A 15066-nucleotide genomic window follows, 5' to 3' on the forward strand; every position below is an offset into this window, starting at 1 on the left:
TGCCGCCTCGATTTCTCCACCTGGGAGCCGCACCATGCGCTTCGCCGCCTACACCCACCGGCACCGAAACCGTGTCGCCGTCGTCGAGGACGACGGCACACTGTTCCCCCTGCCCGGGGTCACCTCGCTCACGGACCTGATCCGCGACACCGATGGCCTGCCGGGCCTCCTGGCCGCCGGCGCCGCGGCCCTGGACGTGCCGCCCGGATCGCACGTCTCCGAGGTCCGGCTGCTCTCCCCGCTCCAGCCCTCCTCGGTAAGGGACTTCGTCACCTTCGAGGAGCACGTCGAGGGCGTGCGCCGCTCCGTCAGCGGCGAATCCGGAGTGCCTGCCCAGTGGTACGAGGCACCCACCTACTACTTCACCAACCCTCACGCGGTCTTCGGGCCCTATGATGACGTTCCCATGCCGCCGGGCTCGTCTGTGCTCGACTTCGAGCTGGAGGTGGCGGCCGTCATCGGCCGTGAGGGCCGGGACCTGACCCCGGAGCAGGCGCGGAACCACATCGTCGGCTACACCGTGTTCAACGACTGGTCCGCGCGGGATCTGCAGTCCGCCGAAATGCAGGTGGGTCTCGGACCGTGCAAGGGCAAGGATACCGCCACCACCCTGGGCCCCTACCTGGTCACAGCCGATGAGCTGGAGCCCTACCGCGACGCCGATGGCTTCCTTCGGCTGGCCCTGAGCGCTGAGGTAAACGGCGAGAAGGTCGGCAGCGACCTGCTGTCCAACATGAGCTGGACGTTCGAGGAGATGACCGCCTACGCCTCACGCGGCACCCGGATCGTGGCCGGCGACGTCCTGGGCTCGGGCACCTGCGGCAACGGCGGCTGTCTCGCCGAGCTGTGGGGCCGCTCCGGGCAGCAGGTTCCGCCGCCTCTCAAGCCCGGCGACACCGTCACCCTGACTGTGCAGGCCATCGGGTCGCTCACCACCCGCGTGGTTCCCGGCACCGAGCCGGTCGCCCTGCCCAAGGGCAGGCGCCGCAACCGGGAGCGGCCGTGAGCGGCGGGCGCCTGGCGGGAAAGGTCGTCGTCGTCACGGGCGCTGGTCGTGGCCAGGGCGCCGCCGAGGTGAAGGCCTTGCAGCAGGAAGGGGCGACAGTCATCGCCACGGACGTGAACGGCAAGGAGGGCATCCGTCGGCTCGATGTCACCCTGGCCGACGACTGGGCGGACCTGGCCGACTTCCTGCGCAATACCTACGGGGCCGTGCACGGTCTGGTCAACAACGCCGGCATCGCCTGGCGGGCCCGGCTCGGGGAGGTCACCGCCAAGGACATGAGCTGCGTCCACGCGGTCAATGTGAACGGTCCGCTCCTGGGCATGCAGCACCTGGCCCCGTTGATGCCTCCGGGCTCCTCCATCGTCAACGTCGGCTCCTCGGCCGCGCTAACCGCCCACTATCCGGTGGCCTACACCACGAGCAAGTGGGCGCTGCGCGGACTGTCGAAGACCGCCGCCATGGAGCTCGGGCCGCGGGGGATCCGGGTGAACACCATCCATCCCGGATTCATCGAGACCGAGATGACGGCCTCGGCCGCACCCGCTTTTAGGGAGTCGAACATTCGTGAGACACCTCTGGGCCGTGTGGGCACGGTGGAGGAGGTGACGCCTCTGGTGGTGTTCCTGCTCTGCGCGGAATCGTCGTTCATCACCGGCGCGGAGATCCCGGTCGACGGCGGCCTCACCTCGCACGGCGGAGTGAAGTCGGTGTCCGACGCCCTGCTCGGGGGGACAGGCCGGTGAGGCGGCTGGAGGGAAAGGTCGCCCTTGTCTCGGGCACCGCCCGCGGCCTGGGTAAAGCCACAGCTCTCCGGTTCGCTGCCGAAGGTGCCCTGGTCGTCGGTGGCGACCTCCTGCACGACGAGGCCGTTCAGACGCAGCGGCAGATCGGCCGTGAGGGCGGCACCGCCCTTACTCCGGGCCCTCTGGACGTCACCCGGCCCGAATCCGTCGAGGCATGGGTGGCAGAAGCGACCGAGGCGTTCGGCGGCATCGACATCGTCGTCACCAATGCCGGGTCGGTGCGGTTCGGGTCCGTGGCCGAGCAGTCCTATGACGATTACAGCATCACTGTGCGCTCAGAGCTGGACTCGGTGTGGCTCACCGCCCGCGCAGCATGGCCCCATCTGATCCGCAGTGGCGGATGCATCATCACCATCGGCTCGACAGCCGGGATCAGGGCCTCGCGGTCCAACCAGCGCACCGCTCACTCCGCCGCAAAGGGAGGAGTGATCGCCCTGACCCGTCAGCTCGCCGCGGAGGGCGCCGCGCACGGCATCCGTGCCAACTGCATCAGCCCGGGGCTGATCGACACGGAGGGCTCACGCGACAACCTGCTCGCGGATACCCATCCTCTGCGCGACGCCGCCCGGCACATCCCCCTCGGCCGGCTCGGTACTCCCCAGGACATCGCCCAGGCGGCGGTCTTCCTCGCCTGCGAGGAAGCGTCCTACATCTGCGGCGCCCACCTCGTCGTCGACGGCGGCTGGTCCGCCGTGCTGCCGGGCCCCCTCACCTGAAAGGACACCGGGAATCGTGGACAAGGTCATCCGGAAAGCTGCGGATGCCGTTAGCGACATCCCCGACGGTGCATCGCTCGCCGTCGGCGGCTTCGGGCTCAATGGCATCCCCGAAACCCTGATCCGTGCCCTGCACGCCCAGGGCGCCTCTGCCCTTCAGGTCGTCTCCAACAACTGCGGCGTGGATGACCGGGGGCTGGGGATCCTGCTGGGCGCCGGACGCATCAGCCGGGTCACCGGCTCGTATGTCGGTGAGAACAAGGAGTTCGCCCGGCAGTACCTGAGCGGCGAGCTGGAGTTCGAACTCGTCCCGCAGGGCACCCTGGCCGAGCGGCTGCGGGCCGGCGGCTGCGGCATCCCCGCCTTCTACACCCCGGCCGGGGTCGGCACCCAGGTCGCCGACGGCGGGCTGCCCTGGCGTTACGCACCCGACGGGAGCGTCGTCCTTCCTTCCCCCGCCAAGGAAATCCGTCTCTACGACGGTCGTCCCCATGTGCTGGAGCACGGCATCACCACCGACTTCGCGCTCGTTCGGGCCTGGCGGGGCGACCGGCACGGCAACCTCGTCTTCCGCCGCGCCGCCGCCAACTTCAACCCGCTGGCCGCCATGGCCGGCCGCGTCACGATCGCCGAGGTCGAGGAGCTCGTCGAACCCGGTGTTCTTGATCCCGACCAAGTGCATCTGCCCGGCGTCTTTGTCCAGCGCGTCCTGCCCCTCACTCCCGCCCAGGCGGCCGACAAGCAGATCGAGAAGAGGACGGTGCGTGCCTGATGGCCTGGAACCGCAACCAGATGGCCGCCCGGGCCGCCGCCGAACTGGCCGACGGCTCCTATGTGAACCTCGGTATCGGCCTGCCGACGCTGATCCCCGCCTATGTGCCGGCAGGCGTGCATGTGGTGCTGCACTCCGAGAACGGCATCCTCGGCACCGGCCCCTACCCCTTCGAGGATGAGGTCGACCCCGACCTGATCAACGCGGGCAAGGAGACCGTGACCGTGCTGCCTGGAGCGTCGTTCTTCGACTCCGCCCTGTCGTTCGGGATGATCCGCGGCGGTCACATCGACACCGCCGTCCTGGGAGCCATGCAGGTCTCGGCCACCGGCGATCTGGCCAACTGGATGATCCCCGGCAAGATGGTCAAGGGCATGGGCGGCGCCATGGACCTCGTCCACGGTGCGCGCAGGGTCATCGTGCTGATGGAACACACCGCGAAGGATGGCACCCCGAAGATCGTCGAGGAGTGCACCCTGCCGCTCACCGGTCAGGCGTGCGTCGACCGGATCATCACCGATCTCGGCGTCCTCGACGTCACCGACCGTGGCCTATGCCTGGTCGAAGCCGCTCCCGGCGTCACCGTCGAAGACATCCACGCCCTCACCGGCGCCCGCGTCCGCGTCGACAGCACCACAGCCGCCTGCTGACCCTTCTTTCTCCGCCCCAAGAGTCCGCGCAGGCCCGTTTCCAGGGCCACCCCCACCCCTGCCCCGATGGTCCGTACACCAACGATCCCGGCGCACAAGACCCACGGCGCCGGGAAGCGGACCGACCAGCTCTTCAAGGAGGCACCTGACCGTGACGACCTCGCCCTTGCACATCGCCGTCGTCGGCGGCGGCATCGGCGGCCTGGCCGCCGCCCTCGCCGCCGCCCGCTCCGGCCACCGCGTGAGCGTGGTGGAACGCGCCGCCCAATTCGGCGAGATCGGAGCCGGCCTCCAGCTGGCCCCGAACGCCTCCCTGGCGCTGGAAGAACTCGGCGTCCTGGACGCCGTGCAGCGCTCCGCCGTCGCCCCGCCGCAGCTCGTCATGATGGACGCGCTCACCGGCAGGCAGGTCACCGCTCTTGACCTGCGCAGTGACGCCTACCGCAGCCGCTTCAAGCACCCCTACCTTGTCACCCACCGCACCGACCTCCACGGCGCCCTGCTGGCGGCCTGTCAGGAACACTCATCGATCACCCTGCACACCGGGCGGACCGTGACCGACGCGGTGCAGACGCCGGCAGAGGTGCGCCTGCACTTCGCCGAGACGCCCGAACGACTCGCGGCGGACGCGGTGGTGGCCGCCGACGGCCTGCACTCCCGGCTGCGGCAGATCCTCGTCAACGACGGCGCCCCCGTCTGCTCGAAGTACGTCGCCTACCGCGGCGCCCTGCCCGTCGGCAGCATGACCGGGTCGATGGCGCAGCACGCCACGACGGAGTCGGTCATCGTCTGGGCCGGTCCCCGTATGCATCTCGTGCAGTACCCCGTACGGCGCGGCGAGCTCTACAACCAGGTCGCCGTCTTCGAAAGCGACCACTACGACCCGGGCTCCGACGACTGGGGCACCGAGGCCGAGCTGGAGGAGCGGTTCGCCGGCGCCTGTGACACCGTGCGCGACGCGCTGCCGCTGGTCGCACGGGACCGGCGCTGGCCGCTGTTCGACCGGCTTCCGATCACCGACTGGGTCCACGGCCGCATCGTGCTGCTGGGCGACGCCGCCCACCCGATGCTGCAGTACCTGGCCCAGGGCGCCTGCCAGGCACTGGAAGACGCCGTAGCGCTGGGCCGGGCACTGCGTGAGCACGGCCGCCCGCAGGAAGCGTTCGCCGCCTACGCCGCCGTACGGACCGGACGGGCCGCGGAGATCCAGACCAACGCGCGGCGGTTCGGCGAGATCTGCCACATGGAAGGGATGGGCGCCTTCCTGCGCAACCAGCTCCTGTCCGACCGCACCCCGCAGGACTTCGACGACGTCGCCTGGGTGTGGACCCCCGCCGGCGACCTGCAGCCCGCGACCACCGCGTGAACGACCATCGCGAGGAGACATCATGACCGACGACCCGGCCTACAAGGCCCTCGACGAGCTCGGTGCCGCACCGCTGTGGCGGTTCTACGGCAACCTGTTCCCCGCCCAGCCCCGCAGCAGGGCCGTGCCCTACCGGTGGAGCTGGACAAAGCTGCGTCCGCACCTGCTGCACTTCTCCCAGACCTTGTCGCTGGAAGAGGCCGAACGACGCGTCCTGATGCTCGTCAACCCCGGACTGACCGATCCGCCTGCCACGGTCACCACCCTGTACGCCGGGCTGCAGATCATCCTGCCCGGCGAGACCGCCCAGGCCCACCGGCACACCTCCAACGCCTTCCGGTTCATCCTGGAAGGCGACGGCGCCTGGACCACCGTCAACGGCGAACGCGTCTTCATGGCACCCGGCGACCTGCTGCTCACCCCCGGCTGGCACTGGCACGATCACACCCACGAGGGCGACGCGCCGATGATCTGGCTCGATGCCCTGGACTACCCCCTCGTCAACGCGCTGGAGGCGGGTTTCTACGAGAAGTACCCGCAGCGTCTGCAGCCCGTGACCCGTCCCGACGACGCCGGCAGCCGTCAGTTCCTCCATGGCCGCCTGACCCCCGCCTGGATCACACCGGCCGGGCCGAACTCCCCCGTCACCCGCTACACCTGGCAGGAAACCAGCCGAGCTCTGGAGGCCATCGCCGACACCGCCGAGGGCAGCAACGTCGACGGCATCGTCCTGGAGTACACCAACCCCTGGACCGGCGGCCCCGTCATGCCCACCATCGGCTGCCGCGTCCAGCGGCTGCGTCCCGGCTTCGAAGGCGCGGGCCGCCGCCACACCGCCTCCACCATCTTCAGCGTCGTCCGCGGCGAAGGCGCCACCATCGTCGACGGCAAGCGCCTGGACTGGGCCGAGAACGACACCTTCGCCATACCGGGCTGGGCCTCCTACCGGCACCTGAACACCTCGAAGTCCGCCGACGCGGTCCTGTTCTCCTACAGCGACGAACCCGTGATGCGCTCCCTGGGCCTGTACCGCAGCGAGAACGCCGACCCCGGCGCCTGATCACCCCTCCCACCTCTTCGACACCCTCAAGGAGGCCATGATGCGTCTGGCCCTGTTCGACAAGGGACGCCTCGGCATCGTCGACGGCGACACCCTCACCGACGTAACCGACCAGGTCACCGCTGTCTCCGCCAGCCCGGCCGGCGTACTGCAGCAGTACATCGAGGCGGCGTCCGACGGCACCGGCCTAGTGCTCGATCCGGCGCGCGGGCGCCGGGTTCCGCTGGCGGAGGCGACGCTGAAAGCTCCACTGCCCCGCCCGGGCAAGATCATCGGCGCTCCGGTCAACTACCTCGACCACAAGGCGGAGATGGACTACCCCACCTCCATCGCCGACCTGGGCGTCTTCTTGAAGGCCAACTCCTCCGTGATCGGCCCGTACCAGGACATCGTCCTGCCCTACTCCGACGTCCGCACCGACCAGGAGGGCGAGCTGGCCGTCGTCATCGGCCGCACCGCCTCACAGGTCAGCGCCGATGAGGCCCTCGACCACGTCTTCGGCTACACCTGCCTGCTGGACATCACCGTGCGCTCCGGCGAGGACCGCTCCACCCGCAAGTCCTTCGACACCTTCACCCCGATCGGCCCGTGGGTGGTCACCGCCGACGAGATCACCGATCCCGACCGGCTCGATCTGCGCTGCGATGTGGCCGGCGAAACCCGGCAGAGCACCAACACGTCCTACCTCATCTTCGGGGTTCGGGAGCTGGTCGCCTACGCCTCCTCGGTGATGACCCTGTACCCCGGCGACGTGATCGCGACAGGTACACCGGCCGGCGTCGGCCCGCTCAGCGACGGTGACCGCGTCGTCGTCGAGATCGAGAAGATCGGCAGGCTCGAAGTAGGAGTGGACGGCTCCCGGGCCACGCCGTACGCGTCCCGGCCCGGCCACCGCCGCGGCTGAACCCGCCCCCTGTGCGGGGCGGTCCCGGACGGCAGACGCCTGTCCGGGGCCGCCCCGCACAGCCGTCCGAGCAGGAGGCCACGATGGACGAAGCTCTCGATCTGGACCGCTACGCCGGCCATCTGATCCGGCGGGCCGAGCAGGTGCATACCTCTTTGTGGAGCAGGTTCGTCTCCGAGACCGTGACGTCTCAGCAGTTCGCCGTGCTCAACGCGCTGAGACGGAGCGGAGGGATCGACCAGCGTACGGTGGCTCGGCTGACGTCTTTGGACAGGTCGACGACGCATCACATTGTGCGGCGGTTGACCGAGCAGAATTACATCAGCCGGACGCGTGACGAGGCCGATCGCAGACGAACTCTTCTGGCGCTGACAGCAGAGGGCAGGATTCTGCACGCCTCGCTCGCCTCATCCGCCGAAAAGATCAACGAAGACCTGCTCGCCGTCTTCTCCGAAGAACAGCGAGCCGGAGTGATCGGCGTTCTCACCCAGCTCGCGCAGCGACTGTCCGGCTCTCACGAATGACGCTGCTCACTCGCACGGCGCCTCCCTGGAAAGAGGACGTGCTCGTGGAGCGCTGGCCCGAGGAGTTCCGTGCTGGCGAAGCGTCCGCGCGGGGGGTCGTTTCGTGGTCGTCGGGATCATGGACTGTCGCAGTGCCGAGTCTCGGCGTCACAGAATAGGTACCTTGACATAGGTATCCAGCCATATCTAAATTGATGTCATGCCCCCGCACAGCGCGTCCGGACAGGACATCGACCGCATGGCCCTCGGCCTTGCGGAGCGCCTGCCTGCGCTCGCCCGGGCTCTCGAGCGCTATGTGGATCAGCACTATCCCCACGCCAAGCCCACCGACGCCCAGCTGGCTCTGCTGCGCTACGTCGAAGGCCACGACGGGACCACCGTGCGCGCCGCGGCCGGCGCCTTGCTCATGAAGCCCAACAACGTCAGCGCGTTGGTCACCCAGCTCACCGAGCAGGGACTTCTGGAACGCCGACAGGACCGCGCCGACAAGCGGATCGCCCACCTGCACCTCACGGCGCAGGCACGGCAGCGAATCGGCGAGGTCAAGCAGCTCATGGGAGTCCGCACCGCGCAGGTCCTGCGGACGATGACCGACGGCGAGCTCGACGCTCTCGGATCTGCCCTCGGGTCCCTGCAGGCGCTTGAAGAGCGCCTGCACTCCGCTCACTGATCATTGCGGCGCCGCGGCATCCCCGTGGTGTCCGTGATGCGGGCGTTTCCGCCCTTCTTCCTTTCTGCCGCAGGCCGGCACCGCCCACGTCGCGGTGCGGTACCGGCCTGCGCTCCATGACGAAAGAACGAACCACCATGGCTCCCGCCGGCACCCTGGCAGAACCGACCCATTCCCCGCCCGCCGCAGAAACCGGCGGCCGACGGTCCAACGCGTGGCTGACTCTGGCCGCAGTCGCCTTCGGGCTCTTCATGGTCGGCCTCGACGGCTCCGTCGTCTCCATCGCCAACCCCGAGATAGGCCGCGACCTCCACGCCTCCACTTCTGACCTGCAATGGGTCACGAACTCCTACCTCCTCGCCCTCGCGGCAGCCCTCATCCTCGGCGGCAAGCTCGGCGACCGGTTCGGGCGCCGCACCTTCTACCTGATCGGCGTCGCCGGCTTCACCCTCGCCTCGGTCGCCATCGGACTGGCAGGATCCATCGAGGGCGTCATCGCTTTCCGCGCCGTCCAGGGTTTCTTCGGCGCCCTGCTCATGCCCAACACCCTCGGTCTGCTCCGCGCCGTCTTCCCGCCGAAGAAGTTCGGCATGGCCGTCGGCATCTGGGCCATGGTCTCCTCGGTCTCCACCGCCCTCGGGCCCATCGTCGGCGGTTTCCTCGTCCAGCACGTCAGCTGGGAGTCCGTCTTCTACATCAACGCTCCGATCGGGGTCGTCGCCCTCGCCTTCAGCGCGGCGGTCCTCCCGCAGAGCAGGAACGAACGCGCGGCACATGAGAGGTTCGACGTCCTCGGAGTCGCACTGCTCGCCGCAGGCCTGCTCGCGCTCGTTTTCGGCGTGGTGAAGGGAGAGACATGGGGCTGGACCTCCAGCGGTACGCTCGGCGCCATCGGCGCCGGGCTCCTGCTCCTCGCACTGTTCGGATGGTGGGAGACCCGGGTCGCCTCCCCGCTCCTCCCGATGCGCCTGTTCCGCAACCCGGCACTGACCATCGGCAGCGTCATCACCGCTTTGAACTTCTTCGTTCTGCTCGGCGTGATCTTCTTCGTCATGATCTACCTGCAGAACGTGCGCGGTTTCACTCCGGTCGAAGCGGGCGTTCGCACCCTTCCCCTCAGTCTGGCCTCCGTCGTCGCCTCGCCTCTGGGCGCCGCCCTCACGGACAGGTTCGGCCCCCGTTTCACCATGCCCCTGGGCATGGTTCTCCAGGGAGCCGCGTGCTTCACCCTGCTCGGCTGGAGTGCCGGATCCTCCTACACGTTGATGTGGCCGCCGTTCATCGCGCTGGGGCTCGGTGTCGGCATGGTGATGGCCTCGTCCTCCGACGCCATCGTGGGCAACGCTCCGGTGAAGGACGCGGGCGTGGCCGGTGGCCTGCAGGCCACGGCCCTCCAGGTCGGCGGTGCTCTTGGCACCTCTGTCCTGATCTCCCTCATCTCCAGTCGTGTCGGCGCCACTCTCACCGGTGAACTCACCTCGGCAGGCCTTCCCGCACCCGCTGCCACAGGACTTGCGGAGGCGAAGGACGCGGTGGCCATGGGCGTAGCACCTATCGGGATCGATACACCTGCACAGCTCAAGGCCGCAATCATCGAAGGCAGCCACAACGCGTTCATGAACGGTGTGCACACAGCTGCCGTTGCCGCCGGCGCACTGTGCATGGCCGGCGCCGTCCTGGCAGCCCTGGGCGTGCGGCGGACGACGGCACCGCCTCAGCAGCACTGAGACGGTGAACGACTGGACCAGCCTGCTGTCGGGCCTGCCGAAGCCCGCACCGGGCTAGGCATGCCCCTCGTAGCCGACAGGTCGCCTCCCTGTGCCGCCCGGATCGGCGCGGGAAGGCGACTTGCCAACTACGAGGACATCCGCCCGCCCCTCGGTCGCACGGCGCGCGGGCGCAGGGCTTCAAGTGCGAGGTGCGCTGGACCGGCGTACTACGAGTTCCGGCTGGAGGACGATGCCGGTGTGCTGGTGGTCGTGCCCCGGCTCCGGAAGTTCGATCTCTTTGAGCAGGAGATCGGCCGCGAGGCGGCCGATCTCGCCGGCTGGATGGCGTACGGAAGTCAGGGGGATGAGGCTGGCTTCGGCGAACTCGATGTCGTCGTAGCCCACGACCGCGAGGTCGTCGGGGATACGGATCCGGGCGTCGAAGGCTGTCTGCATCACACCCAGGGCCAGCAGATCATTTGCACAGAAGACGGCGGTCGGTCTGGGGGAAAGGCCCATGATCCGTGCCCCCGCGTCGCGGCCGGCGCGGACATCCAGTCTTTCGGCCGGGATGTCGATGACCGCGTCGGCCTCCAGACCCGCTTCCCGGACCGCTCGAAGCAGTCCGGCGCGCCGGTCTTGTACCTGCTGGAGCCGGTCGGGGCCGTGGACGTAGGCGATGCGACGGTGGCCGGCCTCGAGCAGGTGCCTGCCGGCGAGCGTCCCGCCGAGGATGTCGTCGGCGGCCACCGAGCAGGCTTCCTGTGTGTCGACCGCGCGGTCGACGACCACGAAGGGGATGTTCGGCCGTCGTAGCGCTTGCCACGGCTTGCCCTCGGCGGCGACGGGAGCGAGCAGGACACCGCGGAGACGTTGCTCGGCGAACAGCGACAGATATGACTGTTCGGCTGTGGCGCTTTCTGCGCTGTTGCACACCATGACGCCCAGGCCGGCCCGGGCTGCCACTTCCTCGGTGCCGCGTGCGAGGGAGGCGAAGAAGGGGTTGCCGGTGTCCATCACAAGCAGCCCGAGCATGCGGCTCTGCCCGGCACGCAGCTGCCGTGCCGATTCGCTTCGGACGTAGCCGAGGGAGGCGATCGCGGCGTGCACGCGGGCCTGGATCTCGGTGGAGACTCGTTCGGGTCTGTTCAGGACGTTGGAGACCGTGCCGACGGAGACCCCTGCCTGCTGTGCCACCTCCTTGATGCCCGCCACTGCTGTCCGTCCATTCACCTCGGTTGTACGTGATCACCATCGTAGCCCGCCGCACCATCGACGTGAATGAATCGTTTCATTTACTTTTCCCTGCCGTCTTGACCGGCTTACTTGAAGCGTGTTTCCGTAGCAGTGAAACGATTCAAGGCTGACGCGGACAGCGCGGCCCAGGTTCCGAGGTTGCCCAATGACTGTCGTACGCGACGCCGTGAAGGCCGCGCTGAAGACCCAGAGCATCGAGACTCCCTCCTGGGGTTACGGGAACTCCGGCACCCGCTTCAAGGTGTTCGCCCAGCCCGGCGTCCCAAGGACTGCGTGGGAGAAGCTCGACGACGCGGCGAAGGTCCATGAGTTCACCGGTGCCGCGCCGAAGGTGTCCCTGCACATCCCGTGGGACCGGGTCGAGGACTACGCTGCCCTGGCCGCCTACGCGAAGGACCGCGGTCTGGAACTGGGCGCCATCAACTCCAACACCTTCCAGGACGACGAGTACCGGCTCGGCAGCGTCTGCCACCCCGATGTGAAGGTCCGGCGCAAGGCCGTCGACCATCTCCTGGAATGCGTCGACATCATGGACGCCACCGGGTCGAGGGATCTGAAGCTGTGGTTTGCCGACGGGACCAACTACCCCGGTCAGGACGACATCGTCGCCCGTCAGGACCGGCTCGCCGAGTCCCTCTCCGAGGTGTACGAACGGCTCGGAGAGGAGCAGCGGATCCTGCTGGAGTACAAGTTCTTCGAGCCGGCCTTCTACACGACCGACGTGCCGGACTGGGGAACCTCCTACGCCCACTGCCTCAGGCTCGGGCCCAAGGCCCAGGTCGTCGTGGACACCGGGCACCACGCGCCGGGCACCAACATCGAGTTCATCGTCGCCTTCCTCCTGCGGGAGAAAAAGCTCGGCGGCTTCGACTTCAACTCCCGCTTCTACGCCGACGACGACCTCATGGTCGGCTCCTCCGACCCCTTCCAGCTCTTCCGCATCATGCACGAGGTGGCCAAGAACGGCGGTCTGGACGCCGCCGCCAACGTGGCCTTCATGCTCGACCAGTGCCACAACATCGAGGCGAAGATCCCTGCCGTCATCCGCTCGGTGATGAACGTCCAGGAAGCCACCGCCAAGGCCCTCCTCGTCGACCGTGACGCGCTCGCCGCCGCCCAGGCCGCCGGCAATGTCCTTGCCGCCAATGCGGTGATCATGGACGCCTACAACACCGACGTCCGCCCCCTGCTGCGGGAAGTCCGCCAGGAGCAGGGCCTGCACCCCGACCCGGTCGCCGCGTACGCGGCCTGCGGGTGGCAGGAGCAGATCGCTGCCGAGCGCGTCGGCGGCGAGCAGGCCGGCTGGGGCGCTTGAGCGCGCTGCCCCACCCAGCCGCACGCCGGATCCGAACGGCTCTCGCGCCGAGCAGGCGCCCCTCACTTCCTCCTTTGCACGCTTCGCACCTGAAGGACCGATCTGCCATGGCCACGCATCCCGAAGTCGCCGCGCTCATCGACCGCGCGCGCCGGCTGGGCTCCGACCCTCGCAACACCAACTACGCCGGCGGCAACGCCTCGGCCAAGGGCGTCGTCACCGATCCCGTCACCGGCTCGGACACCGAGCTGATGTGGGTGAAGGGGTCCGGCGGTGACCTGGGCACCCTGACCGAGGACGGGCTCGCCATCCTGCGTCTCGACCGGCTGCGGGCCCTTAAGAAGGTGTACCCGGGGGTGGAGCGCGAGGACGAGATGGTCGCCGCCTTCGACTACTGCCTGCACGGCAAGGGCGGCGCGGCCCCCTCCATCGACACCGCCATGCACGGACTGGTGGACGCCGCGCACGTGGACCACCTCCACCCGGACTCGGGCATCGCGCTGGCGTGTGCCGCCGACGGGGAGAAACTGACTGCGGAGTGCTACGGCGGGAAGGTGGCCTGGGTACCGTGGCGCCGTCCCGGCTTCCAGCTCGGCCTGGACATCGCCGCGATCAAGAAAGCCCACCCCGAGGCCATCGGTGTGGTCCTCGGCGGGCACGGCATCACCAGCTGGGGCGTGAGCGCCGAGGAATGCGAGGCCAATGCCCTGTGGATGATCCGCACCGCGGAGACCTTCCTGGCCGACCGGGGCAAGGAGCAGCCGTTCGGCGCGCCGCTGCAGGGGTACGCGGCGCTGGAGGGCAGCGAGCGGCGGGAGCGGGCCGCCGTGCTCGCCCCCGTCATCCGGTCCCTGGCTTCGCAGGATCGCCCGCAGATCGGCCACTTCAACGACTCCGACGTCGTCCTGGACTTCCTCGCCCACGACCAGCACCCGCGCCTGGCCGCTCTGGGCACCTCATGTCCCGACCATTTCCTGCGCACCAAGGTCCGGCCGCTCGTCCTGGATCTGCCGCCCACCGCGCCCCTCGACGAGACGGTGGCCAGGCTGCGGGAGCTGCACGCCGCCTACCGCGAGGAGTACGCCGCCTACTACCACCGGCACGCGCTGCCGGACTCGCCGCCGATGCGGGGCGCCGATCCGGCGATCGTGCTCGTGCCCGGGGTCGGGATGTTCTCCTTCGGCAAGGACAAGCAGACGGCCCGCGTCGCCGGTGAGTTCTACGTCAATGCGATCAACGTGATGCGCGGCGCCGAGGCGGTCTCCTCCTACTCCCCCATCGAGGAAGCGGAGAAGTTCCGCATCGAGTACTGGGAACTGGAAGAGGCCAAGCTGCGACGGCTGCCGAAGCCGAAGCCGCTCGCCACCCGCGTCGCCCTGGTGACCGGCGCGGGCTCCGGCATCGGAAAGGCGATCGCCCACCGGCTGGCTGCCGAGGGCGCCTGCGTGGTCGTCGCCGACCTGAACGGCGGGAACGCCGAGGCCGTCGCGGAGGAGCTGGGCGGTCCGGACAAGGCCGTCGCGGTGACGGTGGACGTGACGGACGAGGAGCAGATCGCTGCCGCGTTCCGCCAGGCCGTCCTCGCCTTCGGCGGGGTCGACCTCGTCGTCAACAATGCCGGCATCTCGATCTCCAAGCCGCTGCTGGAGACCACTGCCCGCGACTGGGACCTCCAGCACGACATCATGGCCCGCGGCTCCTTCCTCGTCTCCCGCGAGGCCGCCCGGGTGATGATCGACCAGAAGCTCGGCGGCGACATCGTCTACATCGCCTCCAAGAACGCCGTCTTCGCCGGACCGAATAACATCGCCTACTCCGCCACCAAGGCAGACCAGGCCCACCAGGTCCGCCTCCTCGCCGCCGAACTCGGCGAGCACGGCATCCGCGTCAACGGCGTCAACCCCGACGGCGTGGTCCGCGGGTCCGGCATCTTCGCCGCCGGCTGGGGCGCCCAGCGGGCCGCCACCTACGGCATCGAAGAGGAAAAGCTCGGCGAGTTCTACGCCCAGCGCACCCTCCTCAAGCGCGAGGTGCTCCCCGAGCATGTGGCGAATGCGGTCTTCGCCCTCACCGGCGGCGACCTCACCCACACCACCGGCCTGCACATCCCCGTCGACGCCGGCGTCTCCGCCGCCTTCCTGCGCTGAAGGCCCCTGACCGCACCTGGGGCGGGTGACTGACGCACCCGCCCCAGGTGCACCCGCGGACCGGCGGCACGAAGCCGTACGGGAACCGGCCCTGACACCGTGCCCGCCAGGCGCCGCCGGTCCGCCTTCCTCCTGCCCGCCCCCGGCGCGCCACTCGCACCGCAAAG

At 69.1% G+C, this 15066-nt stretch carries 14 protein-coding genes; 13 read left to right on the plus strand and 1 reads right to left on the minus strand.

Features of this window, described 5'->3' with window-relative positions; genetic code table 11:
• Positions 1-34: 34 nt before the first annotated feature.
• The 11 genes from ACIQKA_RS22425 to ACIQKA_RS22475 all read left to right on the plus strand — a co-directional run bounded on the left by ACIQKA_RS22425 (position 35) and on the right by ACIQKA_RS22475 (position 10198).
• Entirely contained in the window at positions 35-1006 is a 972-nt protein-coding gene (locus ACIQKA_RS22425) for a fumarylacetoacetate hydrolase family protein (RefSeq protein WP_402542097.1), read from the plus strand.
• A complete protein-coding gene (locus ACIQKA_RS22430) occupies positions 1003-1749 on the plus strand; it encodes an SDR family NAD(P)-dependent oxidoreductase (RefSeq protein ID WP_402542098.1) in 747 nt (248 codons plus the stop codon). The genes ACIQKA_RS22425 and ACIQKA_RS22430 overlap by 4 nt, the downstream gene beginning before the upstream one ends.
• Positions 1746-2525: an SDR family NAD(P)-dependent oxidoreductase gene (locus ACIQKA_RS22435; protein ID WP_402542099.1), complete on the plus strand. Its 780-nt coding sequence runs from the start codon at positions 1746-1748 to the stop codon at positions 2523-2525. The genes ACIQKA_RS22430 and ACIQKA_RS22435 overlap by 4 nt, the downstream gene beginning before the upstream one ends.
• Positions 2526-2541: 16 nt before the next feature.
• Positions 2542-3297, plus strand: coding sequence for a CoA transferase subunit A (locus ACIQKA_RS22440; RefSeq protein ID WP_402542100.1), 756 nt, complete (start codon positions 2542-2544; stop codon positions 3295-3297).
• Entirely contained in the window at positions 3297-3947 is a 651-nt protein-coding gene (locus ACIQKA_RS22445; protein ID WP_402542102.1) for a CoA transferase subunit B, read from the plus strand. Before ACIQKA_RS22440 ends, ACIQKA_RS22445 begins: the two co-directional genes overlap by 1 nt.
• Complete coding sequence (locus ACIQKA_RS22450; protein ID WP_402542104.1) at positions 3844-5313, plus strand: FAD-dependent monooxygenase; 1470 nt, start codon at positions 3844-3846, stop codon at positions 5311-5313. Before ACIQKA_RS22445 ends, ACIQKA_RS22450 begins: the two co-directional genes overlap by 104 nt.
• Before the next feature lie 22 nt (positions 5314-5335).
• Entirely contained in the window at positions 5336-6373 is a 1038-nt protein-coding gene (locus tag ACIQKA_RS22455) for a cupin domain-containing protein (RefSeq protein ID WP_402542106.1), read from the plus strand.
• Positions 6374-6413: 40 nt separating this feature from the next.
• Positions 6414-7277 carry a fumarylacetoacetate hydrolase family protein gene (locus ACIQKA_RS22460; RefSeq protein WP_402542108.1) on the plus strand — a complete coding sequence of 288 codons (864 nt, stop codon included), beginning with the start codon at positions 6414-6416 and terminating at the stop codon, positions 7275-7277.
• A gap of 83 nt (positions 7278-7360) precedes the next feature.
• A complete protein-coding gene (locus tag ACIQKA_RS22465; protein WP_402542110.1) occupies positions 7361-7801 on the plus strand; it encodes a MarR family winged helix-turn-helix transcriptional regulator in 441 nt (146 codons plus the stop codon).
• A gap of 199 nt (positions 7802-8000) precedes the next feature.
• The gene (locus ACIQKA_RS22470) at positions 8001-8471 is read left to right on the plus strand and encodes a MarR family winged helix-turn-helix transcriptional regulator (protein WP_402542112.1); all 471 of its coding nucleotides are present in this window, start codon (positions 8001-8003) and stop codon (positions 8469-8471) included.
• A 137-nt stretch (positions 8472-8608) separates the two neighbouring features.
• Positions 8609-10198, plus strand: coding sequence for an MFS transporter (locus ACIQKA_RS22475; RefSeq protein ID WP_402542286.1), 1590 nt, complete (start codon positions 8609-8611; stop codon positions 10196-10198).
• Between the two features lie 180 nt (positions 10199-10378).
• Here ACIQKA_RS22475 and ACIQKA_RS22480 read toward each other — a convergent pair whose 3' ends face one another.
• The gene (locus ACIQKA_RS22480; RefSeq protein ID WP_402542114.1) at positions 10379-11395 is read right to left on the minus strand and encodes a LacI family DNA-binding transcriptional regulator; all 1017 of its coding nucleotides are present in this window, start codon (positions 11393-11395) and stop codon (positions 10379-10381) included.
• Positions 11396-11582: 187 nt separating this feature from the next.
• Here ACIQKA_RS22480 and rhaI point away from each other — a divergent pair, with 187 nt between their 5' ends.
• Together rhaI and ACIQKA_RS22490 are read left to right on the plus strand one after the other, a co-directional pair.
• Positions 11583-12752, plus strand: a complete 1170-nt coding sequence (rhaI, locus tag ACIQKA_RS22485) for an L-rhamnose isomerase (RefSeq protein ID WP_402542116.1) — start codon at positions 11583-11585, stop codon at positions 12750-12752.
• 89 nt (positions 12753-12841) lie between these two features.
• A complete protein-coding gene (locus ACIQKA_RS22490) occupies positions 12842-14899 on the plus strand; it encodes a bifunctional aldolase/short-chain dehydrogenase (protein WP_402542287.1) in 2058 nt (685 codons plus the stop codon).
• Positions 14900-15066: the final 167 nt, after the last annotated feature.

Source organism: Streptomyces sp. NPDC092045 (assembly GCF_044756005.1).
Lineage (GTDB): Bacteria > Actinomycetota > Actinomycetes > Streptomycetales > Streptomycetaceae > Streptomyces.